At 48.4% G+C, this 25,026-nt stretch carries 25 protein-coding genes; 3 read left to right on the top strand and 22 right to left on the bottom strand.

The features are described from left to right. Nucleotides 1–94 precede the first annotated feature (94 nt). Nucleotides 95–289 (top strand): DUF2929 family protein, encoded by a 195-nt coding sequence (locus tag C1710_RS07280; protein ID WP_102281438.1) that lies wholly within the window; start codon nt 95–97, stop codon nt 287–289. A 52-nt stretch (nt 290–341) separates the two neighbouring features. Here C1710_RS07280 and pepT read toward each other — a convergent pair whose 3' ends face one another. From pepT to lysA, 10 genes are all read right to left on the bottom strand, one after another. After that, nucleotides 342–1,601, bottom strand: coding sequence for a peptidase T (gene pepT, locus C1710_RS07275; RefSeq protein WP_102281436.1), 1,260 nt, complete (start codon nt 1,599–1,601; stop codon nt 342–344). Between the two features lie 14 nt (nt 1,602–1,615). Next, entirely contained in the window at nt 1,616–2,443 is an 828-nt protein-coding gene (locus tag C1710_RS07270; RefSeq protein ID WP_102281435.1) for a Nif3-like dinuclear metal center hexameric protein, read from the bottom strand. Further along, the gene (locus tag C1710_RS07265; protein ID WP_102281433.1) at nt 2,440–3,135 is read right to left on the bottom strand and encodes a tRNA (adenine(22)-N(1))-methyltransferase; all 696 of its coding nucleotides are present in this window, start codon (nt 3,133–3,135) and stop codon (nt 2,440–2,442) included. The genes C1710_RS07270 and C1710_RS07265 overlap by 4 nt, the downstream gene beginning before the upstream one ends. 99 nt (nt 3,136–3,234) lie before the next feature. Then, on the bottom strand, nt 3,235–4,299 hold the full coding sequence (locus C1710_RS07260; RefSeq protein ID WP_102281432.1) for an aspartate-semialdehyde dehydrogenase: 1,065 nt from the start codon (nt 4,297–4,299) through the stop codon (nt 3,235–3,237). A gap of 16 nt (nt 4,300–4,315) precedes the next feature. Further along, the gene (locus C1710_RS07255; protein WP_102281430.1) at nt 4,316–5,503 is read right to left on the bottom strand and encodes an aminotransferase class I/II-fold pyridoxal phosphate-dependent enzyme; all 1,188 of its coding nucleotides are present in this window, start codon (nt 5,501–5,503) and stop codon (nt 4,316–4,318) included. A 22-nt stretch (nt 5,504–5,525) separates the two neighbouring features. Further along, the gene (dapB, locus tag C1710_RS07250) at nt 5,526–6,305 is read right to left on the bottom strand and encodes a 4-hydroxy-tetrahydrodipicolinate reductase (protein ID WP_102281428.1); all 780 of its coding nucleotides are present in this window, start codon (nt 6,303–6,305) and stop codon (nt 5,526–5,528) included. A gap of 2 nt (nt 6,306–6,307) precedes the next feature. Next, nucleotides 6,308–7,228, bottom strand: a complete 921-nt coding sequence (gene dapA, locus C1710_RS07245) for a 4-hydroxy-tetrahydrodipicolinate synthase (protein ID WP_102281427.1) — start codon at nt 7,226–7,228, stop codon at nt 6,308–6,310. A 15-nt stretch (nt 7,229–7,243) separates the two neighbouring features. Further along, nucleotides 7,244–8,413: an N-acetyldiaminopimelate deacetylase gene (locus C1710_RS07240; protein WP_102281425.1), complete on the bottom strand. Its 1,170-nt coding sequence runs from the start codon at nt 8,411–8,413 to the stop codon at nt 7,244–7,246. A 4-nt stretch (nt 8,414–8,417) separates the two neighbouring features. After that, nucleotides 8,418–9,128, bottom strand: a complete 711-nt coding sequence (dapD, locus tag C1710_RS07235) for a 2,3,4,5-tetrahydropyridine-2,6-dicarboxylate N-acetyltransferase (RefSeq protein WP_102281424.1) — start codon at nt 9,126–9,128, stop codon at nt 8,418–8,420. A gap of 30 nt (nt 9,129–9,158) precedes the next feature. Next, complete coding sequence (gene lysA, locus C1710_RS07230; protein WP_102281422.1) at nt 9,159–10,475, bottom strand: diaminopimelate decarboxylase; 1,317 nt, start codon at nt 10,473–10,475, stop codon at nt 9,159–9,161. Between the two features lie 226 nt (nt 10,476–10,701). Between lysA and C1710_RS07225 the strand changes: the two genes are divergently transcribed. Beyond that, a complete protein-coding gene (locus C1710_RS07225) occupies nt 10,702–12,069 on the top strand; it encodes an aspartate kinase (RefSeq protein ID WP_102281421.1) in 1,368 nt (455 codons plus the stop codon). Beyond that, complete coding sequence (gene dapF, locus C1710_RS07220; protein ID WP_102281419.1) at nt 12,069–13,067, top strand: diaminopimelate epimerase; 999 nt, start codon at nt 12,069–12,071, stop codon at nt 13,065–13,067. Before C1710_RS07225 ends, dapF begins: the two co-directional genes overlap by 1 nt. Nucleotides 13,068–13,170: 103 nt before the next feature. Here dapF and rpoD read toward each other — a convergent pair whose 3' ends face one another. From rpoD to C1710_RS07160, 12 genes are all read right to left on the bottom strand, one after another. Continuing rightward, complete coding sequence (rpoD, locus tag C1710_RS07215; protein WP_408065701.1) at nt 13,171–14,307, bottom strand: RNA polymerase sigma factor RpoD; 1,137 nt, start codon at nt 14,305–14,307, stop codon at nt 13,171–13,173. Nucleotides 14,308–14,309: 2 nt separating this feature from the next. Next, the gene (gene dnaG, locus C1710_RS07210) at nt 14,310–16,211 is read right to left on the bottom strand and encodes a DNA primase (protein ID WP_102281418.1); all 1,902 of its coding nucleotides are present in this window, start codon (nt 16,209–16,211) and stop codon (nt 14,310–14,312) included. A 124-nt stretch (nt 16,212–16,335) separates the two neighbouring features. Further along, complete coding sequence (gene glyS / locus C1710_RS07205) at nt 16,336–18,414, bottom strand: glycine--tRNA ligase subunit beta (RefSeq protein WP_102281416.1); 2,079 nt, start codon at nt 18,412–18,414, stop codon at nt 16,336–16,338. A 1-nt stretch (nt 18,415) separates the two neighbouring features. Next, nucleotides 18,416–19,408, bottom strand: coding sequence for a glycine--tRNA ligase subunit alpha (glyQ, locus tag C1710_RS07200; protein WP_102281415.1), 993 nt, complete (start codon nt 19,406–19,408; stop codon nt 18,416–18,418). Between the two features lie 264 nt (nt 19,409–19,672). Next, nucleotides 19,673–20,458: a DNA repair protein RecO gene (gene recO, locus C1710_RS07195; RefSeq protein ID WP_102281413.1), complete on the bottom strand. Its 786-nt coding sequence runs from the start codon at nt 20,456–20,458 to the stop codon at nt 19,673–19,675. A 20-nt stretch (nt 20,459–20,478) separates the two neighbouring features. After that, entirely contained in the window at nt 20,479–21,396 is a 918-nt protein-coding gene (era, locus tag C1710_RS07190) for a GTPase Era (RefSeq protein ID WP_102281412.1), read from the bottom strand. Between the two features lie 3 nt (nt 21,397–21,399). Then, on the bottom strand, nt 21,400–21,798 hold the full coding sequence (locus C1710_RS07185; protein ID WP_102281411.1) for a diacylglycerol kinase family protein: 399 nt from the start codon (nt 21,796–21,798) through the stop codon (nt 21,400–21,402). Further along, on the bottom strand, nt 21,782–22,261 hold the full coding sequence (gene ybeY, locus C1710_RS07180) for an rRNA maturation RNase YbeY (protein ID WP_102281409.1): 480 nt from the start codon (nt 22,259–22,261) through the stop codon (nt 21,782–21,784). Before ybeY ends, C1710_RS07185 begins: the two co-directional genes overlap by 17 nt. After that, nucleotides 22,261–23,247, bottom strand: a complete 987-nt coding sequence (locus tag C1710_RS07175; RefSeq protein WP_102281408.1) for a PhoH family protein — start codon at nt 23,245–23,247, stop codon at nt 22,261–22,263. Before C1710_RS07175 ends, ybeY begins: the two co-directional genes overlap by 1 nt. Before the next feature lie 29 nt (nt 23,248–23,276). After that, nucleotides 23,277–23,720, bottom strand: a complete 444-nt coding sequence (locus C1710_RS07170; protein ID WP_102281407.1) for a GatB/YqeY domain-containing protein — start codon at nt 23,718–23,720, stop codon at nt 23,277–23,279. 69 nt (nt 23,721–23,789) lie between these two features. After that, complete coding sequence (gene rpsU, locus C1710_RS07165) at nt 23,790–23,981, bottom strand: 30S ribosomal protein S21 (protein ID WP_102281405.1); 192 nt, start codon at nt 23,979–23,981, stop codon at nt 23,790–23,792. A 134-nt stretch (nt 23,982–24,115) separates the two neighbouring features. Continuing rightward, on the bottom strand, nt 24,116–24,988 hold the full coding sequence (locus tag C1710_RS07160) for a YitT family protein (RefSeq protein WP_102281404.1): 873 nt from the start codon (nt 24,986–24,988) through the stop codon (nt 24,116–24,118). Between the last annotated feature and the right edge of the window lie 38 nt (nt 24,989–25,026).

Raw genomic sequence — 25,026 nt, 5'->3', positions numbered from 1 at the left:
AAAAACGCTTGATGACGCCGAAAGCGATTTCCCCATTGTTAATCCGCTATTCCTTATGTTAGAATAAAACTGTTATAAATGAGGAGTTGAAACTATGAAGTGGCTTGTTAAAAACATCGTCATCGCTATTTGGGCCTTTGTCATCGGGTTGGTACTGGCTTACATTACCAGTCAGCTACAATTGATGAAAGCCGATTACATTACTGATGGCCTGGTCGCAATGGTTGCCGGCCTAATTATGGTGAACGGCATGAGCTACATTAGCACTCATGCTAATCCTCACCAATAATCAATTACATCGCATGAAAAAAGCTTCTGGTTTTTAACCAGGAGCTTTTTTGTTAGTTATTATTCGCTGTCAGATTATTAGTGACGTTTAACTGCACAATCTTCAAAAGTACTGCTAACGCCTTCTCCATTGTCTGGACGGAAACGTATTCGAAACGACTGTGCATATTCTCCCCACCGGCAAAGAGGTTTGGTGTTGGTAGTCCCATGAAACTGATCGTTGAACCATCAGTACCGCCACGAACCGGGTAAATTACCGGCTTAATGTTAAGGTCGTCCATCGCCTGCTTAGCCAGTTCCACGACGTCCATGTGCTTTGCTAAGACCTCACGCATGTTGTAATACTGGTCAGTAATAGTCAGCTGAATTCGTGGTTGATCAAATTGGTCATTGATTTGCTTAGCCAGTTGCTTCATCAACGCCTTCCGTGATTCAAACTTTTGGCGGTCGTGGTCACGAATCAAGTAAGTCATCGTCACCTCATCAACACCGCCATCGAACTGGTAAAGGTGGAAGAAGCCCTCGCGTCCTTCCGTTTTTTCAGCGCGATCATGTTCAGGCAATAAGTTATGAAAGTCAATTCCCAACTGAATGGCATTGATCATCGTACCCTTAGCAACCGCCGTATGAACGTTCTTACCGCTGATTGTCAGCTTTGCCTCCGCGGCGTTAAAGGTCTCATATTCCAGTTCACCCAGCGGCCCACCATCAACGGTGTAGGCAAAGTCAGCGGCAAAATCAGCGGTGTCGAAATGGTCGGCCCCCGTCCCAATTTCTTCATCCGGACTAAAACCAAGCCGAATTTCACCGTGCTTAATCTCTGGATGGGCCAACAGGTACTCTGCCATCGTCATAATTTCTGCCACTCCGGACTTGTCATCAGCGCCAAGCAGGGTTGTTCCGTCAGTTGTGACTAGCGTCTGCCCCGCATAATTTTTCAGTGCCGGGAATTCTTCGGGAGCTAACTGGTAGGTACCATCGCCCAGGGAAATCGGGGAGTGTCCATCGTAGTTTTCCACCACTTGGGGACGGACGTTCTTAGCATTAAAGTCCGCGGTATCAACGTGCGCTAAGAAGCCGATCACCGGAACCTGCCGGTCGACATTACTCGGGATAGTAGCGACTAAGTAAGAATTCTTCGGATTGATATGAACATTGTCGGCACCAATCGTTTTCAACTCCGCCGCTAACTGCTTCAAAAACGCCGTTTCCTTTGGTGAAGACGGGATTGTTTCACTATCAGGATTAGAACGGGTCTCAACCTTCACGTATTTCAGGAAACGCGGCAATAGATTTTCAAACTTTTCTGACATATTCTCACCTCATATTATTGCTGACGAACAAAAGTAAACGGCTCAGTATTAACTTGTGACTCACAGACGGTTAGGTCCCAATGTTCTTGCTTAGCCCACTGGTTAATCAACTGGGCTAATCCGTGTGCCGCAACTACTTCAATATGGTGACCTGCATCAAGGACAATCAAGTGGTAAGCCTGGATATCATGTGCCGTATGGTAGGTGACATCCCCCGTTACGTAAGCATCCGCACCGGCTGCCTTGGCTTGTTGGTAAAATTCACTACCACTACCTCCAAGGACCGCTACCCGTCGAATCATTTTTCCCCGATCAGCGGGGTTGATGATTAGCCGTGCAGCAGGAATGCCAAAAATCCGCAAACAATGCTGGACAAACTCATCGACACTTAATGGGGAAGCCAGGTCGCCAACTCGACCCATTCCAACTTTTTCACCCGAAACAGGATCTGAGCCGCAGTCCACTAACGGGACCGTAGAATGAAGTTGCAACTGTTGGGCCAGCCAGTCATTCATCCCCCCGTTAGCGGTGTCCAGGTTAGTATGGGCAGCGTAGACGGTAATGTGGTGGGCCAGCAAATCAGCGTACATTTGATTTTGCGGGTTGCGAACATCTAGGTTCACTGCGGGATGAAACATCACCGGATGATGAGCAAAGATAAAGTCGACCTGACGATCAATTGCCTCTGCAATCACGGCCGGACGAACATCCAGTGTCGTCATCAAGCGATGAATTGGCTTGCTGGGATCGCCCACCTGCAAGCCAACATGATCCCACGATTCCGCCAACTTGGGCGACGCAAATTGTTTAAAACGCGAGATTAATTCTAATCCAGTCGTCATCCTAATACCTCCTCAATTAATGCCAAACGGTGCCGGAACTGTGCGATTTTTTCTGCTGGCGGCTGACTAGCAGTCTTCATCTGCGAAAGAGCCACATTCTCACGTTCGAAAACCTCTTGCCATTTTCGCTTAAAGACCGAACCCTGTTTTTCAATCAGCAACGGCCCAAATACCAGTTCTCGTTCGTCGTATTGAATCGGGATAATTGTCGGCTCGGCAACAATTATTTCATAGATATGCCCGTCTTCTTCCAGAATCTCTTCAGCATTAATCTGAAAGCGGTGGTTAACAAGCCACTGTCGCAGTCGCTCCTCACCAACATTCGGCTGGAGAATTAAGCGCTTGACGCCATCGAACTTATCCTGACCACGTTCAAGAATCGCGGCAATCAAGCTGCCACCCATCCCTGCAATGGTAATTGTGTCAATCTGGTCGTTTCTTTTAATCGCGTCGAGCCCGTCAGCTAACCGCACCTGGATTTGTGTATCTAACCCCTGGGCAGCCACCTCTGCTCGGGCATTCTGGTATGGGCCACGAGCGACCTCACCGGCAACCACGTAGTTAGTCTGGCCGTTTAACACTAATGCTGCTGCCAGGTAGGCATGATCGGCACCAATGTCAGCTACCCTGCTCTGTTTTGGAATGTAAGCAGCCACCCGACTGAGCCGTTTAGACAAATGATGTTCATCCACGCTTTATTCCCCCTTCCCTTTAAGTATACCTGATTACTTAACAACCAACATCTTTTAACAGTAAAAAGCGGTAAGCATTCTCACTTACCGTCGATGGTTTTAAATTAGTCCTTGTTCAACCATTGTTTCAGCGTTTTCAACCGTATTCCAAGCTGCACCCTTAAGCAAGTCGTCAGCCACAATCCACATGTTAAACGCACCTGGATTCTCGTAGTCCGGGCGAATCCGTCCAACAAAAGTCTCCCGCTTGCCAGTAGCCGTCAATGGTTGTGGGTAAAGCTGGTGCTTAATATCGTCTTGCAAAACAACCCCCGGAAAATCGGCAACAACGCGTTTGATGTCGTCAGCAGTAGCATCGCGGTCATCAACCGTGACGTAGACGCTTTCCCCGTGAGAAATTGGCACTGGCACGCGGACACAGGTCGCGGTAACCTTGATTGCCGATGCGTCCATGTCGTTTAGCAAAATCTTCTTTGTTTCGTGAATCATCTTCCACTCTTCGTGAGAGTATCCTGAATCTTCTAAGACATCAATTTGCGGCAAAAGGTTGAACGCAAGTGGGTAATGCTTCTTGTCACCCTTTGTTGGCAAAATCTTGGCGTCCTTTTGCATGTCTTCCCCGTTAATGTAGTCCTGGCTTTCAGTCAATAATTCATCAATTGCGCTTTGACCAGCACCACCAGCAGCCTGATAAGTCGACACAATGACCTGGTTTAAGCCGAAGTGGTCGTAAATCGGCTTAAGTGCCATCACCATCTGGATAGTCGAACAGTTAGGGTTGGCGATAATGCCATGGTGGTTTGCTAACTCCTGCGGGTTAACTTCCGGCACAACCAGCGGTACGTCTGGTTCCATCCGAAAAGCACTGGTGTTATCCACGCACACGGCACCACGCTTAACAGCTTCTGGTAATAGCTTCTTGGAGACAGAACCGCCTGCTGATGAGAGAACAATGTCAACTCCGTCAAAAGAGTCAGGAGTGGCTTCTTCAACCGTCACTGGTTGACCGTTGAATTCCAGAACCTTCCCGGCGGAACGCTTTGATGCCAGAAGCTTAATTCCCTTTACCGGGATATGGTCCAACTCCATCTGCAACTGCTCAATCATCCGCGTTCCGACAGCCCCGGTAGCTCCCAAAATCGCAACGTTATATTGCTTTGTCATAACTCTTCACTCCTGTTTAATTCAAATTATTCATAAAAGTCGTCAGGCGGCTGATGAACTCGTGCAAGTCTTCATCAGAAGCCGCGTAAGAAATTCGGAAGTAACCTTCACCACCCGGGCCAAAAGCGCTGCCGGGGATAATGCCCACCTTAGCTTGATGAGCCAGGTCAAGCCCGAACTGCCAGTCATCTTGATGATACTGAGCTGGTACCTTCACAAACATGTAGAAGGCTCCATTAGGCGTTGCCAAGTCAAAGCCCAACTGAGTCAAAGCGTTTTGTAAAAAGTCGCGACGCTTCTTGTACGCGGCTCGGAATGCTACTGGGTCGTCATCGCCATTGTTAAAAGCTTCAATGGCAGCGGCTTGTGACGTGTCAGTAGCCGTTGCAACTAAGAACCCATGCGCTTTGCTGGCCTGCTCCACGAAGTTTGCTGGGCCAGCTAAAAAGCCCAAGCGGTAACCAGTCATGGCGTGAGACTTCGACAGTCCATCGATAATGACCGTTCTTGACGGGATCATCGTGGCAATAGAAGCAGGTTCAACACCATCATAGGTGAGCGTCCGATAGATTTCATCGGCAATGACCATCAAATGGTGATTTTCAATGACGTCAGCCAGTGCCTGCAGCTGGGTAGCAGAATAGTTTCTGCCAGTCGGGTTGGTTGGGTAGTTGAGCATAACGGCCTTCACACCGTCCCCGGCACGATTAATTTCTTCTTCGAGCCGGTCTGGAGTAAGAACAAAGCCGTCATCACTAGTATCAACCAATACTGGCGTGGCCCCGGCGAGTTCAACAATCGGAAAGTACAAGGAAAAGGCTGGCGTTGGAATAATTACTTTGTCACCAGGGTTGAGCAGTGCCAGAATGGTCGCCGTCAGAGCTTCAGTTGCGCCGATTGTTACCACGATTTCATTTTCTGCCGAATAATCAAGTCCACGGGTTCGTTGCAGGTAACCGCTAATTGCTTTTCGCAACTCAAGTTTTCCCCTAGTCGTCGAGTAGTGAGAATCGTTGTTTTCGATTGACGCTACTGCTGCTTTTTTGACGTGTTCGGGGGTGTTGAAATCTGGTTCGCCTAGCGTCAATTTAAGGATGCCGGGAATTTGGCTAACTTCCATGTCAAACGCCCGGATCGCACTTGGCTTCATCTTTGTGATATCACGGTTAACCGTGTTGTGTAGGTCTGCTGCTAGTTCTGGCATCTGAACCAATCCTTTCCAGTACTTACAGAATGTTTTCTAAACCAACTACTAAACTGCCTAACTGCTGATATTTTTGCAGTGCCACTTTCACCCCGCTCATGAAGGAGTGACGATCAAAGGAATCCTGACGAATAGTCAATGCTTCGCCAGGCCCGCCAAAGAGCACTTGCTCGTGGGCAACGTATCCTGGCAAACGAACCGAATGAATATGAATTCCGTGATAATCACCACCGCGAGCATGATCAAGCGTGGAAACCTTGTCGGGGCTGCTCTCGTGTTCAGGTCGGTTTTCGTCGATCATCTTAGCAGTAGCCAGGGCCGTCCCCGACGGTGAATCAGCTTTATCGGCGTGGTGCATTTCAATAATTTCAACATCAGGGAAATATGTGGCAGCTTCCTTAGCAAACTTCATCAGGAGAACAGCTGACATGCCAAAGTTTGGGGCAATCAGGCCGCCAACCCTTTTTTGAGTAGCAAGTTCCTTCAGAGAAGCCACTTGCTGGTCGTTGAGGCCGGTTGTGCCAATAATCGGCACCATCCCATTATTGATTGCCGCCTGGGCGTTAGCAAACACCGCCGCCGGGACAGTAAAGTCCACCCATACGTCGGCAACCGGCCCGTCAACCTCGACAGCATCGTGGTAAAGCGTGGTTTGGCTGGATAAACCCTGAGCTGCCAAGTCGTCTTGACTAGCCGAAGGATCCAACACTGCACTGATTTCAAACCCAGCTAGTGAACGGACAAGGTCAACCACCTGGCGACCCATTGATCCGGTAAAGCCAGCAACTAATACTCTTGTCATAATTATTCCCCCAAATTTAATGGCAGTCCGATATCCAGCGAGCCACTTGCCAGTGACAACGCATTTTCAAGCTGCCGCTTTTCCTCATCATTGAGCGTCAAGATTGGCAAGCGACAACCACCGGTCGCAAATCCCTGCGCATTTAAGACGGCCTTCACTGGTGATGGCGACGGGAACATGAATAAAGCTGCCATTCGGGGAGTGAGCCACCGCTGAAGCTGGCCGGCCGCCGCTACCTTTCCAGCGTGCAGGTCATCAAGCATGGTCCGCAACTGATCACAATAGCAATGCGAAGCAACTGAGATCACTCCCGTGGCACCAAGTGCTACTGCCGTAAGCGCCTGAGCATCCTCACCGGTGAATACACAGAAGTCGTCGGCCTTATGATCAACAATGTATTCCAACTCAGGCAGTGACGCACACTGCTTAACTGCCGCAATATTATCGTGGTGTGACAGCTGAACAATTGTTTCCTGGTCCATCTTGACCCCGGTGCGTCCCGGAATGTTGTACATCACAAGCGGAATGTGGGCAGCATCAGCAATCGTCGTAAAGTGAGCAACCATCCCCCGCTGGTTTGGTTTGTTGTACGGAGGGACAACAACTAGGGCGTAATCAATCCCGTCGATAGCAGCCACTTCATTGGTAAAGGCTAGCGTTTCGGCAGTATTATTACTGCCAGTACCCGCGATGACTGGTACCCGCCCACCAACAATTTGGGCAAAGTGACGGTACAAATCTAGCTTCTCATCGTGAGTTAGTGTTGGCGTTTCTCCCGTTGTTCCACCAATGACAAAGCCATTGCTCCCGTGTTCAATAAGGTAGTTGGTCAGCTTGGTTAAAGCATCATAGTTAATTGTGCCGTCATCGCCAAACGGGGTGACGATGGCAGTTAGTAAGTCAGCATCTTGTAGTGCAACCATTTTCATCGTCCTTCTTTACTTGTTATTCTTAACGTAACTTTCGTGCATCCGGTACTCTAGAAACCCGGTAATTGCGTCGATACCCCGGCTAATCGAATTCTCCTTCGGTGTCAGCGTTGCCGAGTGGAGTTGTGAGTCGTCATCCACTCCCAACCAGAACATGGTTCCCGGAAACTTGGCTAACAAGAAGCCAAAGTCTTCGCCGGTCATTGCCGGTGGGGTCTCGACAAAGTTAACTGCCGGGGTTTTCTTCATGTACTGGATAAAGTGTTTAGTTAAAAGCGGGTTGTTTTCTACTGGCCAGTAACCACCCTGGTTAAGTTCCAGTTTTACCTGACAGCCAAAACTAGCCGCAATCCCGTCGCAGACTTCCTGGAGACGTTGGTCGATTTTTTCAATCATTTGCTGGGTCAGCCCACGAATAGTTCCTTCAATCCGCGCATGACCCGCGATAACGTTACGAATTGTCCCCGCTTCAACTTTGCCAAGGGTAATCACCCCGCTAGCGATCGGATCAATACTCCGCGAGATGATCGTCTGTACTTGCATAATCAGACTAGCAGCAGCGACGACCGTATCATTAGCCTGCTGCGGATAAGCCGCATGTCCGCCCTTGCCCACAATATCAATATTAACTTCGGTGGTCCCAGCAAAAAGGGTCCCCATTCGGCAGCCAATTGCGCCGGCTGGCAAGTGCGGGTTGTCATGCAAACCATAAAACTCGTCCGGTCGCCACTGACCATTAAAGAGTCCCAATTCGTAAGCCCGTTTGCCACCGTACTCTGCTTCCTCAGCCGGTTGAAAGAAGAAGAGAAGGTTATCAATTGGTTGGTGTTCACTGAAATAAGAGAGTAACCCGAGGGCAACCGTCATGTGAATATCGTGGCCGCAAGCATGCATGATTCCCGGATGTTGGGAAGCGTAGGATAATCCCGTCTTTTCCTCCACCGGAAGCGCATCGATGTCCGTCCGGTAGCCAATCGTCAGACGCGGCGCTTGACCCTCAACTAAAACCATCAATGCAGTTGGCAACTCCGGCATCTCGCGAATAGTCAAGTACTGCTGGTTAAACCCACTAATTACCTGTTTGAGGAAAGCGTGGGTCTCTGTTTCATGCAAGGCCAATTCTGGAATTTGGTGAAGGTGGCGGCGAATCCGAATTAGTTCGTCATTACTTAAGGTCATACCATCACAACTTTCTTAAGGAGTCTTCTAGTGCGGTCTTTCCCGTCGTCTTCTCATCAACGTTTTTGATAAACCGCGCCGGCACCCCAGCAACAACAGTATGTGGTGCTACGTCCTTAGTTACAACCGCGCCGGCTGCTACAACAGCTCCTTCACCGACGTGTACGCCTTCAATGACGACGGCGTTGGCGCCGACCAACACGTTATCATCGATCCGGACTGGCTGAGCAGACGCTGGCTCAATAACCCCCGCCAATACGGCGCCGGCACCAATGTGACAGTGCTTACCGACAATTGCACGGCCGCCCATGACGACTCCCATATCAATCATCGAATCGTCACCGATCACGGCACCAATGTTAATCGTCGCGCCCATCATAATTACCGCGTTATTACCGATTTCAACTTGGTCACGGATAGTTACTCCCGGCTCGATCCGGGCATTAACTTCCTTCATGTCCAATAACGGCACGGCAGAGTTGCGGCGGTCATTTTCCAGCCGTACTCCCGTCAATTGCTGCTGGTGTTCATCGAGAAATGGTTTCAACACGGCCCAGTCACCAAACAATACCCCGCTGTGCTCCTCAACGAAGGCTTCGATTCCGTCAGGGTACTTTAACCCAGACAAATTACCCTTCACATAGGCCTTAACCGGTGTCGCCTTCTTGGCGTTTGCGATGTAATTAATGATTGATTGAGCGTCCATTTGCGTCATTATTATTCACCATTTCCTTTCTTTTGATTCTTACAACGTATATGACTGATCAAGGTGAACCAAGTCGTCCAGTGTTTCACGCTTAACGACTAATTGCGACCGACCATCCTTAACAAAGACAATCGCTGGTCGTGGATTCCGATTATAATTAGAAGCCATTGTGTAACCGTAGGCTCCAGTATCGAGCATCACTAGGACATCGCCTGGCTTTGTTTTTGGTAGCGGCACATCATCAGCAAGGATGTCGCCAGATTCGCAGTACTTACCAGCTAGTCGCACGTGTTCGTCTGCTTTTCGCGCCGGATCTTCAGCAAAGACTGTTTCATACTTGGCCTGGTAAAGTGCGGGACGAATGTTATCACCCATTCCCCCATCAACACTCACGTAGGGCTTTAAACCTGGAATGTCTTTGCGCGAACCCACCGTGTAGAGGGTGTAGCCAGCTGGCCCAACGATGGAACGACCCGGTTCAATCCAGATTGCCGGGAGTGGCAAGTGCCGTCGAACAGCCTCTCTTTTAACTGTTTTGACAATGGCGTCAACAAACTCTTCCGGCCTGAGGGGATGATCACCACTGACGTAACGGATCCCAAATCCTCCGCCGACATTAATAATCTGCTCCTGATAACCGAAGTCCTGCTGCCAGTGATCTATCACATCCATCAGTTTCTCAGCAGCCATTTCAAAACCCTTCAGTTCAAAAATCTGTGAACCAATGTGGGCGTGAATACCGCACAGGTCCATGCGGGGGGTCTTGAGAACTTTTTGAAGTGCCCGGTCAGCCTGCCCCGATTCAAGGTCAAAGCCGAACTTACTGTCTACTTGTCCGGTCGCCGTGTACTGGTGAGTATGGGCGCTGATTCCCGGAGTAATCCGCAACATAACGCGGGCAGTGGCGTCATGATCTTGCAGAATTTTTGACAGAAGATCGATCTCATAAAAGTTATCCAGGACAATCATCCCAACGTGATGGTCAACCGCCATCACTAATTCTTGCTTTGATTTATTGTTGCCGTGAAAGGTTAAACGCGCAGCCGGAAAACCCGCTTGAAACGCGGTTTCCATTTCTCCCGCCGAAACGACGTCAGCATGAACGTGGTCGCCGGCTGGTTTGAGCAGTTGGTAGATTGCTTTGATTGCCAGTGCTTTGCTAGCGTAACTGACAACGTAGTCAACGTTATTTTCTTCAAAGACTTTTTTAAACCTGGCCACCTGTTCAGTAATCTGATTAACGTCGTAAACCATCAACGGTGTCTGGTACTGAGCTGCCAATTTCAGGGTGTCGACCCCGCCAATTGTCATGTGCCCAGCAGCGTTAACCTGCGATGGTTGCAGCTGTGCATTCATTTCCAACAACCCTTCTTTCTTCATTAATTGCTAATCAGTGTAAATATTTATCACGATCACGTCAAGAGATTTTTAATGATTTTCTCATTTTAGTTAGACGTTCAGCGGTTTTAACCCGTTTATTTTCTCATTTTAGGCTTGCGATCAATTCAAAAAATGATAAAATCCTTAGTAACTTAAATATACGGGTCCCGTCTGGGAGCCGCTTAATAAAGGAGGATGTTTTATGAAGGTCGTAAAGTTTGGCGGCAGTTCACTAGCTGATGGGGAGGCTTTTGCAAAAGCAATCAACATCATTAAGGCCGACCCCGAACGGTGGGTTGTGGTCACCTCAGCTCCCGGGAAGCGTAATTCCGCTGACCGCAAAGTCACTGACTTGCTGATTCAATACGCAAACGAGGTGATTGCCGACAAACCTGTCGACCAGACAGTTGCTGCCATTTTTCACCGTTATCAGCAGATCGGCGCTTTCTTTAACTTACCAGCTAGCGGTCTCGCACCTATCAAGGAAGCGCTGATCAACCTGCCACATGGTAATTATCCGGATAGTAACTATTTGATGGCAGCCTTTAAGGCCCACGGTGAACGACTCAATGCCCAGTTAATGGCCAAGATTTTAAACCACCTCGGACTACCGGCCCGGTACGTCGACCCGTCTACGGCTGGGATTGTCGTTAGTGGTACCCCAAATAATGCAACTATCTCACCCATTACTTATAAGAATCTTTCCCACCTCAACGTCAGTGACGATGAACGTTTGATTTTCCCAGGTTTCTTTGGCTTTACCCCTACCGGCCACATTGCCACTTTCTCACGGGGCGGTTCCGATATCACTGGCGCAATGCTCGCAAAGGGCCTCGGTGCGCGAATCTATGAAAACTTTACCGATGTTGACGCCATCTATTCTACTAACCCGCATGTTGTTGACCATCCGCGGGCAATTCACCGGATGACGTACCGAGAAATGCGGGAACTATCTTACGCTGGCTTTTCGGTTTTCCACGACGAAGCCTTAATTCCGGCAATTGAAGGGCAAATTCCAGTCAACGTTAAGAATACGAATAACCCAACGGCACCAGGGACAATGATTGTCCCGGAAAATGGTTTTGCCGCTACCCACGTGGTGACCGGTGTCGCCAGTGCTAAACATTTTTCAGCCCTCTACCTGCATAAGTACCTAATGAACAAGCAGTCGGGGTTCACCTTCTCTATCCTGCAGATTCTTGCTAAGTATGGCGTTTCTTATGAACACATGCCTTCGGGAATTGACGATATTACGATTATTTTTGATCGTGACAAGCTGACCGATGCTGTTATTGACCAGTTCTGTAATGAAATTCAATACGAAATTGATCCCGACAGGCTGGAGTGGATTGACGACTATGCCATCATTATGGTTGTTGGTGAAGGGATGGTTCACCGTGTCGGGACAATGGAAAGGATTGCCAACGCTGTTGCAAACGATGGTCTTTCACTGACGATGGTTAACCAGGGAGCATCACAGATCTCAATCATGATCGGTACCCGGCGGGCAGATGCGGATCAGGCAGTACAAAGTATCTATCGCGAATTTTTTGACAAGGAGGACGACTAATGGCTGAATTATTAAAGGTTCACGGTTCAATGAATCAGTTCTTCATCCTGGACCAGGACGAACTAGCAAGCCCCCTCACTGATGACCAGCTGACCAAGCTAGCTATTCAATTATGCGACGAAAATAATCATATCCTTGGCGGTGCCGATGGTCTGCTGGTTGTTGACCACGGAACCCATACTGGAGTGCGTGGCCGAATGCAGGTCGTCAATGCTGACGGTAGCAGGGCCTCAATGTGCGGTAACGGCCTCCGCACCGTCAGCCGTTACCTCAGCGAAAAGTACGGCAAAGATGACTTTGTAGTTCAAACGCGCGATGTTGACCTGCACGTTCGCCGCCAACCAGAATTAGCACCTGGAATACCAGCATTTGCCGTGGAAATTTCACCAGTGAGCTTCACTCCCGAGTCATTGCCTTACGCCAACCTTGGCCACCAGCGGCTACTGGAAACAGCGGTCCCGGAATTAGCACCACAGTTAAAGTTTACGGCACTCTCAATTCCTAACCCTCACCTGATTTCTTTTGTTTCGCAAGATATTCTGGACGGACCAACATTAGGTCAACTCGGGCAATTCCTGAACGGTGATAATCCTTACTTCCCAGACGGGGTCAACGTCAACTTTGCGCACATTGATGGCGAAAATCAGCTATTTGTGCAAACATTTGAACGGGGAGTGGGCTTTACTAATGCCTGTGGGACGGGAATGTCAGCCACCTCCCTCGCCTTTGTCCTTACCCACCCTGAGGATGGCCACTTTGATACTCCAATCAATGTTTTTAATCCGGGCGGGATGGTTAAAACAATTGTGCACCACGACCGTCAACGATACTGGGTTGAACTTATTGGTAACGCGACGGTGACTGCAAAACTAACAGTCGGTGACAGTATGCTGCAGTCTGATCAACTGACCGCTACTGATTTTAAAATTGATCAGACTAATGAGCAGGATTATTACGATCAATTTGTTAAAACTGTGGTGTCTCAACGTCATCAGTAAAAACTGCTCTTATCTACGCCTCCTCGCGATTCATTAGAAAACAAATGCAAAAGACCGTCGAGAACAATTATCTCGACGGCCTTTTAGATTTTGATTATTAGTTTTATTCCAAGAAATCCTTCAGTTGCTTCGAACGTGATGGGTGGCGAAGCTTCCGGAGTGCCTTGGCCTCGATCTGCCGAATCCGTTCCCGGGTAACCCCGAAGACCTTCCCAACTTCTTCCAGAGTCCGGGTCCGTCCGTCATCAAGACCGAACCGGAGACGCAGAACGTTTTCTTCACGGTCCGTTAGCGTGTCCAGCACGTTTTCCAGCTGTTTTTTCATCATTTCGTTAGCAGCATGGTCTGCTGGACTAGTGGCATCATGGTCCTCAATAAAGTCTCCCAAGTGACTGTCATCTTCTTCACCAATCGGTGTTTCCAGAGAAACAGGTTCCTGAGCAATTTTCAAAATATCACGGACCTTGCTCGTTGGCATATCCATTTCCGCGCCAATTTCTTCCGGAAGTGGTTCCCGGCCGAGATCTTGCAGAAGTTGCCGTTGAATTCGGATCAGCTTGTTAATGGTTTCAACCATGTGAACCGGAATACGAATTGTCCGGGCTTGGTCAGCAATCGCACGGGTAATAGCCTGACGAATCCACCAGGTAGCATAAGTGGAGAACTTAAATCCCTTGCGGTAGTCAAACTTTTCTACCGCCTTCATCAGTCCCATGTTCCCTTCCTGAATCAGGTCCAAGAACTGCATGCCACGACCAACGTAACGCTTTGCAATAGAAACAACCAGCCGCAAGTTAGCTTCAGCTAGTTCCTGCTTTGCTTCTTCATCCCCCTGCTCAATCCGTAGCGCTAATTCAACTTCCTGATCAGCCGTTAGCAAAGGAACCCGCCCGATTTCCTTGAGATACATCCGTACCGGGTCGTTAATCTTCACATTTGTTGGTGCCTTGGTATCCTTCATAGCCTTTTGTGAAAGCTTTTCGGTTGCTTTCAACGCCCGTGGGTCAGGATCGCCGTTGTCGTCCACAACGCTAATTCCAGCATCTTCGACGTTTTGGATTAAGTTGTCCATCCCGTCGGCATTTAACTCAAAAGGTTCAGCCAGAGCCTTGGTCAGATCATCATACTTGATTTGCTTTTGCTTCTTAAACTTGCGAATCAGCTTACCGACGGCGGCTTCATACTTCTTCTGGTCAAAGTCCTCCATGTTGGAAATTACGATTTCTTTTTTCTTTGCCATATCTAGCCAATCTCCTCCGTTTTGAGTTTTTCTCGCTGAGAAAAGAGGTCAATGAGTTCATTAACCAGTTTACTCTCTAAGTCATCATTGTGCACAGCACTAGCTTCTGCCAATTCTGCTTTTTTTTGCCTAATCCGCTCTTCAATTGGTTGCTGCTGGGTAACTACCTTCAGACAGTCAGTAATTCCCTGGTCATTCAGCACCTGTCCGCCCCGTCGTGACTCAATCTCCGATAACTGGGAAGCTAATCGTTGATCCGATAACCGTCCCATTACCCGGTCGACCGTCAGTTCTTTATCTGGTTCGGCCGCCTTGATTTTTGCAGCAACCTGGTAGATTTCCTGAAAGGCGGTCGTGACAAAGCGAAAGTTTGGGTAACGAACCACGGTTGCCCACGCTTCTGGATCGTGAAGCATCGTATGCAGCAGCAATTGCTCCGCTACTTCCAACCGGGTGAGCTTAACTCCCACCGGCGCACTCGGCTGATATACCTGCTGACTTGCGCCCGTTGTCAGACGACGACCATCCCGCTGTTTTCGCTGGTAAGGACGTCTATTAAGTCGTTTAAGTCGTTGAGGTTTGCTGGCAAGCAGCTCGCCTAACTGTTGGTTAAGCGCCGCACGGTCAAGGTTAAACTCAGATGCCAGCTGCCCAACATACATATCACGCGCCAGTGGTTCATTTACTTCAGCAATGACTGTTAAAGCCGTATTCAAGTAGTTGAGCCGGTCGTTTTGGTTGCTTAAGTCAACTCCTTGGCGAAGATAACGTAGACGGAATTCAGCTGGTGTTTCCTCGTTCTTCTGCAGGTACTCACGAAATTGCTCCCCACCATATTGCTGGACATACTCATCAGGATCAATGCCAGCAGGCAGCTGAACCACCCGTAGCTGTAATTCACGCTGACTCTCGTCTTCAAAGAGCTTCAGTGCTCGTTCAATTGCCTGCTGACCAGGACGGTCACCGTCATAACAAATATTAACCTGATTGGTGACCCGGCTAATAATTTCGACTTGCTCACCAGTCAAGCTGGTTCCCAACGAAGCAACACCATTATGAACGTTCGCTCCAAAGGCAGAAATGACGTCCATAAATCCTTCAAAGAGGTACAGCTTCCCGCTTTTTCGTGCCACCGACTTGGCCTGATCAAGGTTAAACAGAGTCGTACTTTTTTGGAAAAGCAGGGTTTCAGGACTGTTAAGGTATTTCGGCAAGTTCGCGTTTTTGGTCAATAGTCGCCCCGCAAAGGCAACTGGTTTACCACGTGAATCAAGTAGCGGGAACATTACCCGCGATGAGAACCGGTCGCTCAATCCATTCTGGCCATTGATAAAGAGACCTGACTGCTGCATCAGCTGAGGATCCACTTTCTTATCAGTCAAAAAAGCCTTAAGGACATGCTTTTGCGGCGCAAAACCAATATGAAACTGTTCGATTAGTTCCCGACTCATCCCACGACGGGCAAGGTATTTACGCGCAGGTTCTCCCGCTGGAGTATTCATCAAAATATGGTGATACAGGTTCATTGCCAGTTGGTGAACTTCAATTAGCTGTTGCTTTCTCTGCGCTTGTGGATCAGTAACCTGCTGACGGCTAACCGTCTTATCGGCCGCCGGCAGCTCAATGTTAGCCATTGCCGCCACTTCGCGAAGAGCGTCGAGAAAGCCCTCATTTTTGAGGTCTTCAAGGAAGTGAAAGACGTTTCCACCACGATGACAGCTAAAACAATAAAATAACTGCTTTTTTTCATCAACGGAAAAAGACGGTGTTCGTTCATCATGAAAGGGACATAAGCCCATCAGGGACTTCCCAGCAGGACGAAGCTGAACGTACTGGCCAATGACATCAACAATGTCGACAGAATGACGGACCTGGTCGATCAGTTCTCGCGAAATTTTGGCCAATTTGCTCCCTCCCTTTCAACAGCAAACAAAGGTCGCCTTCTTGTTTCGAACGCGACCTTTGTCCAATATCACTAATTGCAGATAGTTAACGCAATTATAATTAACTCAACGTTTAATTATTTTACTACTTGACAATTAATTCGTCAAGATTCCCGAACTCGTTAGTCATCGCAGCAATAATACTTAATTGCGATAAACGGTTATGCTTAACCGCTTCATCCTTAGCCATGATCATGTTTTCTTCGAAGTAATCGCTAATCAAATCATGGAGTGCCAATAACTCAGCAAAGTGTTCATCCAGCGTTTGCCCGCTGAATTCCTGCTGGAGTTCTGTCGTTTTATCCCATAATGACTTTTCAGACGGGTTTTCAAATAGTTGCGGGTCTACCTGCCACTGGTCAGCAGGTAGGTCCCCCTTCCTTGCCAGGCGGACAACCCGGGTGAGCGCTTCAACTGCTTCCTTAAATTGATCGTTATCCTTACGTTGGTCAATGGCAGCAGCAGCTTCAATTACATCTGCAATGTCGTTTTGCTTAGTATCACACACGGCATCAACGATATCGTGACGAAGGTGCTCTTCATGGAAAAGCTGCTTGAGCCGGTCCAAGAAGAATGAGCGAACTTCTTTAGCATGACGGCTAAAATCCAATTGGTTGTCAATTCCAGCAGCTTCTAACGCCTGACTATACTCTGCCGCCATCCCCATCAGCGGCAGGTGCCACTGACGATCAGCGATAATCCGCACAATTCCAAAGGCCTGACGCCGCAGAGCGTAAGGGTCATTGGAGCCGCTCGGTATCATTCCAACGGCAAAGAAACTCATAATCGAGTCTAACTTATCGGCAATTGCCAGCACTGTCCCAACCGGTGATTGTGGCAGTTTCCCTTCGGCGCTGGTTGGCATGTATTCTTCCGCAATCGCCTTCGCAACTGTAGGGCGTTCACCCTGCAGCTGGGCATAAATTTCACCCATGATCCCCTGTAATTCAGCAAATTCTCCGACCATCTGGGTCGTCAGGTCAAACTTATAAATCTGGCTGGCGCGCTTGAGGTCATTCAGTTGCTGATCGTCTAGGCCGACCTTTTTACCAAATAACTGAGCCAAAACAGTTACCCGTGCTAGTTTTTCAGCCATCGAACCAATCTTATCATGGAAGCTAACCCGCTTTAGCCGTTCAACGTAATCGGCGATCGAAATTTTTTGGTCTTCTTCAAAGAAGAACTTAGCGTCTTCAAGGCGCGGAACCAGGACCCGTTCGTTCCCCTTGATCACGTTGTCCAGGTAGTCGCGGTTACCGTTACGGACCGCAATAAAGTACGGAAGTAGCTTGCCCTGGTGATCACGAAGGTAGAAGAAACGTTGATTATCCTTCATCGAGGTAATCAGGACTTCATCTGGCAAAACAAGGTACTTCTGTTCAAACGAACCGGCAAAAGCTGTTGGCCACTCAACCAGATTGTTAACCTCTTCCATCAGGTTCGGATCCTTATCGATGACCCAGTCATGTTCTTCAACAATCTGGTCAATTTGTTGATTAATTACTTGCTTGCGCTTGTCCTGGTCAGCAATGACAAATTGTTGGTGGAGATCCTCTTCATAATCATCTGCTTCTTTTAAGTCAACATCATGACCCAGGAAGCGGTGGCCGCGTGTTGTCCGTCCCGCTTCAACGTCTAAGATCTTAAACGGTACTACCTGGTCGTTGAGTAACGATACCAGCCAGCGGATTGGACGAATAAATTGCAGGTTATGGTAACCCCACTTCATCTGTGTTGGGAAGTTCATTGAAGTGATGACATCCGGGAGGCCCTTCAATACTTCAGCTAATGGCTTACCTTCAATGTGCTTTTCAACGAAGACGTAGGCAGTCCCTTTGACGTCTTTGAACTCAATATCGTCAACGGAAGCTCCCTGCCCGCGACTAAAGCCGATCGCTGCCTTAGTCCAATTACCATCGGCATCCTGGGCGATTTTCTTTGCTGGACCCTTAACGGATTCATCAATGTCTGGTTGTTTAGCATCAAGTCCGCTAATAAGCAACGATAAACGCCGGGGTGTTGCGTACTCCTTAATGTTGTCAAAGCCAATCCGTTGATCTTTTAGGTAGTCAGCTACCCGTTGATGGAGTTGCTGGATGCTTGGCGTAACCACGTGCGCTGGCATCTCTTCAACGCCGACTTCTAGTAAATATGTGTTAGCCATGTTACTTCTCCCCCTTTTGTGCTTTGCGTGCTTTCTTCACTTTCTTTGCTGCGCGTTGCTTAGCCTTTTCAGCTTTTTTCGTGTACTCCGCTAAGGTCTTTTGCCGGAGTTGTTCATCATGAATCAGTGGGAAACCACGCTTGCGTCGCTCTTCGACAAACGCCTTTGCTACCGACTTAGCCATAATTCGAATCCGGTGCAAGTAGCCGGCACGTTCAGTAACCGAGACCGCCCCGCGAGCGTCCAAGAGGTTAAAGGTATGGCTGCACTTGAGGACGTAATCATAGGCCGGGTGAACTAATCCCAATTTAATGAGCCGTTTTGCTTCACGTTCGTAGTCGTTAAAGGCCGAAAGCAGCATTTCCTGGTCGCTTTCCTCGAAGGCATACTTGGAGTGTTCATACTCGGGTTCCTTAAAGATATCACCATAAAGAACACCATCAGCCCATTCCAGGTCATAAACGGAGTCAACGTTTTGAATGTATTCAGCCAGCCGTTCCAAACCGTAAGTTACTTCTGACGCCACCGGGTTCATTGGCAGTTCGCCGACTACTTGGAAGTAAGTGAACTGGGTGATTTCCATCCCGTCCAGCCAAATTTCCCAACCAACACCGGCACAACCCATGGATGGGTTTTCCCAGTTATCTTCGACAAAACGGATGTCATGTTCCAGCGGGTCGATCCCTAGTTCCTTGAGACTGCCCAGGTAGAGATCCTGGATTTTATCCGGGGAGGGTTTCATAATTACTTGGAACTGGTGGTGTTGGTAAAGCCGGTTAGGGTTTTCACCGTAACGACCGTCTGCCGGACGCCGAGAAGGCTCAACGTAAGCGGCATTCCACGGTTCTGGACCTATTGCCCGCAAGAAAGTATACGGGCTCATTGTGCCGGCTCCCTTTTCAGTATCGTAGGCCTGCATCAGCATGCAGCCTTGTTTTGCCCAATATTGTTCAAGCGTAAAAATGATGTCTTGGACACTCAATTTTTGTGCCATATTAACTCTCCCTTTCAAAAAAATCCCCGTAATCACTAGACTTCGCCAGTGATTACAGGGACGAATGATATTCGCGGTTCCACCCTGCTTTTCCGTCAAGACGGAACAGCTTAATTAACGCAGCTGTAAGGTGCCCACCCGGACCTGACAAGTGACTTTCACTATCCCACTCTCGCTGAAGTCAGCACACCGGTTAATTCCTCGTCATTGCTGCAGTTATTTTCTTAATGAACGTCATCATCATAGAAAAAAAAAGAATAATTGTCAATCCTTACGGCCAGTTAATTTTAGTTGGGAATCCCAACTATTCATCTGCCGAATGAAATTCTTACTCTTCAAATGAAGTCCCACCTGGTTGTTATAAATGGTGTCAATCAGTTTCTGTAAACGCTGTTTGATATAGTCAGAAACGTCAACCGACTTAACCTTCGTCAAATCAACTGTCGAAAGTAATTGGAGATAGCCAGTAGTGCGCCGGTCTAGCCTAATCCTGTAGGGATCGCGGTCAAAGTGGTTAGCACAGAGCATCCCGCCACTTTCTTCCGAGTAGTTCAGCGGCAGGTCACTCCGCCCACAAATAACACAGCGGTCCCAGGTGGGCTGGACGCCAAACTGACCGAGCAGCTGAAGCTCAAGTACGTTAACGACGATCTGCGGATCCATTCCTTGATCCATCAAGGAAAGCGCACTACTAACTTGCGTAAACCAACGCCCTAACGGTTGACCATCGTCAAATGCCGTATCAACCAGCTCAAATAAATAGGTGGCATAAGCATTCGCCGCTAAATCAGTAGTAATGTGTTGGTACTGCTGAACCTGGTTAGCAGCAGTTAGCAAACTGAGTCTTTGTCCATGGAATACCCCCAGGTATGAGCCATGGCTAAACGGCAAGACAGCCGCCGCTAACTTAGCCCTTGGCCGTTTGGCTCCACGAACGAGAAACATGAGCGGCCCCCGAGACTCTGTTAGGAACTTTACCAGGAGGTCGCGTTCGCGAAAATCCCGCCGCGACATTACCAGCCCCGTAAAGCGGCTGACCTGATTTGCCATGGCAGACACCCCCGTTGCGATTAATAATCCTTATTGCGGTACCCGTACTCCTTCAGTAGCGAGCTCTTATCCCGCCACTTTGGCACTACCTTAACCCACAACTGCAGGTAGACGTGGCTACCAAGCAACGCCTCAATGTCCTTGCGAGCCAGGATACCAATCTTCTTTAGCATCGCACCCTTTTTCCCAATGATGATGCCCTTTTGTCCCGGACGTTCTACCACAATATTGGCACTAATCTGAACGTGATTATCACCCTGGTCCTTGACGGATGTAACGTCGACAGCGACTGAATGCGGCACCTCATCACGGGTTAAGTGAAAGACCTTTTCGCGAATGATTTCAGCAATCACAAAGCGTTCCGGGTGATCGCTAACCTGGTCTGCAGGATAATATTGCGGCCCTGCTGGCATTGCCGCTACCAGTGTTGATAATAACTGGTCGACGTTATTACCATTTAATGCTGACACTGGAATTACACCGGCGTATTGGCGTCCACCCTTGTACTCGTCAACAATTGCCGGCAAATCATTCGGGTGAACCTGGTCAATCTTATTAACCACCAGGTAGACCGGCTTATCCACGTGGTCGAGAACATGGTCCACAATAAATTGGTCGCCCATTCCCCGTTTATCTACCGCACTAACAACGTAGAGAACAGCATCTACTTCGCTTAGTGCGGAGTACGTCGACCGTTCCATAAAATCACCAAGCTTAGTCCGTGGTTTGGTCACCCCGGGTGTATCAACAAAGACTAACTGAGCGTCTTTGGTTGTGTAAACACCCTGAATTTTGTTCCGGGTGGTCTGGGCAACATTGCTCATAATGGCCACCTTTTGGCCAACGACCTGGTTAAGCAAAGTAGATTTGCCGACATTAGGCCGACCAATCATTGCGACAAAACCAGAGTGAAAGACTGGTTGTTTTTCTTCTGTCATGACTTACCTCCCGAAAAGATCTAACAATGCTGGGATAAAAACCAGCAAACCGACAATGGCCGCCAACCATGACGTCAGCAAAACGACTCCGGCCGCGATATCCTTGATGTGCTTGGCAACTGGCGAATAGTGGTGACCAACAAGGAGGTCAACCAGCTCTTCGACACCAGTATTTGCCATTTCCGCAATTAGCACCGCAAAAACTGCCACCATTAACCAACACCAGCCTTCAAGCGAGATATGAATGAGTAAACCACAAACGACCACTAAAACAGCGGCAAAAATGTGAAAGCGGAAATTTTGTTCGCGTCTGGCCACGTGGACAATGCCATCCACTGCATGACGGAGTGCTTGTGTAAAGTGGCGGTTACGGCTAATCTGGTGCTTATCTGGTGAGGCCATAAGAATCTAAAATCTCTCGTTGCAAGGCAAACATCTTTTTTTCATCAGCGGGTTCTTCGTGGTCATAACCGTTTAAGTGGAGGAAACCATGGACGACTAGGAAACCAAGTTCACGCTCCGCCGAGTGCCCAAGAAAACGGGCCTGTTCGGGAACTTTATCAAGACAGATGAAGAGGTCACCCAGATTTTCCGGTAATTCAGCCCGTAATTCTGCGGGGATTTCAAAAGCACTTTCGTCACCGTTTTCTTCGGCAGCAAAGCTAATAACATCTGTCGCACGGTCAACTCCGCGGTACTCCTTATTTAGTTGGCGAATTTCATCGTTTAAAACGAAGGTCAATGACATTTCGGCACTCGCGTCCACGTGAAGATAATCAGCTGCGTAATTCAGCAGCTTGGTCGCCAATTGACGTTGGTCATCAGTTAACTGTCCATCCGTGTGGTCTAACAGTGTTAATTCCATTATTTCTTCCCCCGCTTGCTTTCTTGGTTTTCGTAAGCAGTAATAATGCGAGCTACAACCGGGTGACGAACAACGTCATCGGCACTAAAGTGGACAAAGTCAACTGACTTAATCCCCTTTAAAATCTGCTCAGCACTGACCAAGCCACTAGCATTATGGTGCGGCAAGTCAATCTGTGAAATATCACCGTTCACCACCATCTTCGAACCAAATCCTAACCGCGTCAGAAACATTTTCATCTGCGGGTTGGTCGTATTTTGCGCCTCATCAAGGATAACAAAGGCTGCGTCAAGGGTCCTTCCCCGCATATAAGCCAGTGGAGCAATTTCAATCGTCCCCCGCTCAACGAGACGTTCAACGTGGTCGGCTCCCATAATCTCATTCAATGCATCATAAATTGGCCGTAAATAGGGATCAACTTTCTCTTTAAGGTCACCCGGCAAAAAGCCAAGACTCTCTCCTGCTTCAACAGCTGGCCGGGTAAGAATAATCCGTTCGACTTGTCCCCGTTTCAAGGCAGCCACGGCCATCGCCACCGCCAAATAGGTTTTCCCGGTCCCTGCCGGTCCGATCCCAAAAGTAATATCATTTTCCTTGATTGCTTGAATATACTGGCGCTGACCAAAATTTTTCACCCGGATTGCCCGGCCGCGACGATCCTTAATAATGGTTTCACTGTACAGGTCGCCAAAGTACTCGAGGGTTCCACGGTGGGCCATCTTCATCGCGCTGACAATATCAGTACTGCTTAGCATAATACCCGCTTTAATCAGTTTCACTAACTGATCAATGACGTCCGTCGTTAGCAAGACATCATCTTTGTCCCCGCTGATCTTCAATTGGTCGCCAAACGGGTTGATAGTTACTGACATCCCCGATTCAAGTAGTTCGACGTACTTATCCTGGGTACCTAGCAACCCCACTTCGACCTGCTGATCGGCGATCTGGTAAGCTTGTTCAAACTTTCCTGATTGTTTTTCAGTCAAAAAGTAATCCCCTTTACCTGTATTATTTCTTACTGGAGTAACGACTTGACAGTCTTGTTAACCAGCTGACCGTCAGCTTGCCCCTTCAAGGCCTTCATCGCAGCGCCCATGACTTTACCAAAGTCCTTCATGCCGCTGGCATTCTGTTGTTTGATAACTTCTGTCACCCTCGCCTTGACCTCGTCAGCTGATAACTGCTTTGGCAAGTACTTCTCAACAACCTTCATTTCAGCCGTCGTTTTTTCGATTAAGTCGTCACGACCAGCTTTCTTAAACTCTGCCAGTGACTCCTTGCGTTGCTTGTATTCACGGTTCAAAACGCTGATTTCTTCGTCAGGAGTCAGGTCATGGCCTAATTCGATCTGTTCATTTTGGACAGCAGCCTTCAACATCCGGACAACACTCAACGTGTCTTTGTCCCGGGCTTTCATTGCCTTAATCATATCCGACTTTAACGTCTCAAGTAAACTCACGATATTTCCTCCTTTAAAAAAGCTCCTGTCGAATGCGAAACATTCGTCCAGGAGCTATCCGACTAAAGCTTAGTAACGACGGCGACGCTTATTCTTGCGCTTGCGAGCCGCCTCTGATTTCAACTTGCGTTTGACACTTGGCTTTTCGTAAAATTCACGTTTGCGGTATTCGCGGAGCGTCCCGTTGCGTGAAACCGAGCGTTTAAAGCGTCGAAGAGCGTCGTCTAAGGATTCATTCTTCCGAACGACAGTTTTTGACATCAGTGATTCCCTCCCTCCGAGCTTAAAATGCGTATTGCCGTGGCCAGGAAAAGTACCCGGCCTTACCACTACGAGAATAATTATAACTACTGATTTTTCAAGCGTCAACTACCGAAAAGGTTTTTTTCCTTTTTTTACCGCTTTGGCTCATAAAAGTTACCGACAACTGCTGTTGCTTCAGTCATTGAGACAAAGGCATGGGGGTCTGCACGAAAAATTGACTCGCGAACCGAATAGAGTTCGTAGACAGTAACGACTGTAAAAAGAACATCTTCGTGACGATGACGGTAAGCCCCTTCTGCATTGCGAATAACGGTAATCCCCCGTCGCAGGTTGCGTTGAATCTCATTCGCGACCTCATCGGGTTTATTAGTCACAATCATTACCTGACGTAACTGTTGTCGTGTATAAATCAGGTCAATCATCTTAGCATTGATCACCAACCCGATCGTCGTATCTAAAGCGTTAGGCCAGCCAAAAACGAATCCAGCCGCCATGACAATAAAGATATTAAAGATAACGTTAATCGTCCCGATCTTCATGCTGGTCTTCCGCTGCATTAAAATCCCAATAATATCGAGACCACCTGTTGAGATTCCATACCGCAGGCAAAGACCAGTTCCGCACCCATTAAGGACCGCCCCAAAAATTGAGCAGATCAGCGGGTCGTTGGTAATCGCTACCGGATGAAAAACGTGAATCATAATACTAGAAAAGCCAACCGCCATCACCGTAAAAATAGTAAAGCGGTGACTAATCTTAAACCAGGCAATGATAAAAAGCGGCGAATTAATAACAAACAACATGATCCCGGTCCCCAGATGAACCGGGGCGTGCATGGTCAACGTCGAAATTAACTGGGCAAGCCCAGTGATTCCTGAAGAGTAAATGCGACCAGGAGTCCAAAAAAGGTTAACTGCCGTGGCAACCAGGACAGCATAGACAATCGCAGTCCCAAAGCGGCCAATATAACGGTGTCGTTCGACAATTCGCTGAATTTCTTCCATTTCAGTTGTCTTCCTCCACTAAATAAGTAGACCCTTCA

The sequence above is a fragment of the [Lactobacillus] timonensis genome (genome assembly GCF_900240275.1).
Taxonomy (GTDB): Bacteria; Bacillota; Bacilli; order Lactobacillales; family Lactobacillaceae; genus Limosilactobacillus; species Limosilactobacillus timonensis.
Note: the sequence above shows the minus strand (reverse complement) of the source record. Positions and strands in the feature narration are given on the sequence as shown.

Coding starts and splice junctions, on each gene's coding strand:
- C1710_RS07280 (WP_102281438.1), top strand. CDS start 95: ATGAAGTGGCTTGTTAAAAACATCGTCATCGCTATTTGGGCCTTTGTC.
- pepT (WP_102281436.1), bottom strand. CDS start 1,601: ATGTCAGAAAAGTTTGAAAATCTATTGCCGCGTTTCCTGAAATACGTG.
- C1710_RS07270 (WP_102281435.1), bottom strand. CDS start 2,443: ATGACGACTGGATTAGAATTAATCTCGCGTTTTAAACAATTTGCGTCG.
- C1710_RS07260 (WP_102281432.1), bottom strand. CDS start 4,299: ATGACAAAGCAATATAACGTTGCGATTTTGGGAGCTACCGGGGCTGTC.
- C1710_RS07255 (WP_102281430.1), bottom strand. CDS start 5,503: ATGCCAGAACTAGCAGCAGACCTACACAACACGGTTAACCGTGATATC.
- dapB (WP_102281428.1), bottom strand. CDS start 6,305: ATGACAAGAGTATTAGTTGCTGGCTTTACCGGATCAATGGGTCGCCAG.
- dapA (WP_102281427.1), bottom strand. CDS start 7,228: ATGGTTGCACTACAAGATGCTGACTTACTAACTGCCATCGTCACCCCG.
- C1710_RS07240 (WP_102281425.1), bottom strand. CDS start 8,413: ATGACCTTAAGTAATGACGAACTAATTCGGATTCGCCGCCACCTTCAC.
- dapD (WP_102281424.1), bottom strand. CDS start 9,128: ATGACGCAAATGGACGCTCAATCAATCATTAATTACATCGCAAACGCC.
- lysA (WP_102281422.1), bottom strand. CDS start 10,475: ATGAATGCACAGCTGCAACCATCGCAGGTTAACGCTGCTGGGCACATG.
- C1710_RS07225 (WP_102281421.1), top strand. CDS start 10,702: ATGAAGGTCGTAAAGTTTGGCGGCAGTTCACTAGCTGATGGGGAGGCT.
- dapF (WP_102281419.1), top strand. CDS start 12,069: ATGGCTGAATTATTAAAGGTTCACGGTTCAATGAATCAGTTCTTCATC.
- rpoD (WP_408065701.1), bottom strand. CDS start 14,307: ATGGCAAAGAAAAAAGAAATCGTAATTTCCAACATGGAGGACTTTGAC.
- glyS (WP_102281416.1), bottom strand. CDS start 18,414: ATGGCTAACACATATTTACTAGAAGTCGGCGTTGAAGAGATGCCAGCG.
- glyQ (WP_102281415.1), bottom strand. CDS start 19,408: ATGGCACAAAAATTGAGTGTCCAAGACATCATTTTTACGCTTGAACAA.
- recO (WP_102281413.1), bottom strand. CDS start 20,458: ATGGCAAATCAGGTCAGCCGCTTTACGGGGCTGGTAATGTCGCGGCGG.
- era (WP_102281412.1), bottom strand. CDS start 21,396: ATGACAGAAGAAAAACAACCAGTCTTTCACTCTGGTTTTGTCGCAATG.
- C1710_RS07185 (WP_102281411.1), bottom strand. CDS start 21,798: ATGGCCTCACCAGATAAGCACCAGATTAGCCGTAACCGCCACTTTACA.
- ybeY (WP_102281409.1), bottom strand. CDS start 22,261: ATGGAATTAACACTGTTAGACCACACGGATGGACAGTTAACTGATGAC.
- rpsU (WP_102281405.1), bottom strand. CDS start 23,981: ATGTCAAAAACTGTCGTTCGGAAGAATGAATCCTTAGACGACGCTCTT.
- C1710_RS07160 (WP_102281404.1), bottom strand. CDS start 24,988: ATGGAAGAAATTCAGCGAATTGTCGAACGACACCGTTATATTGGCCGC.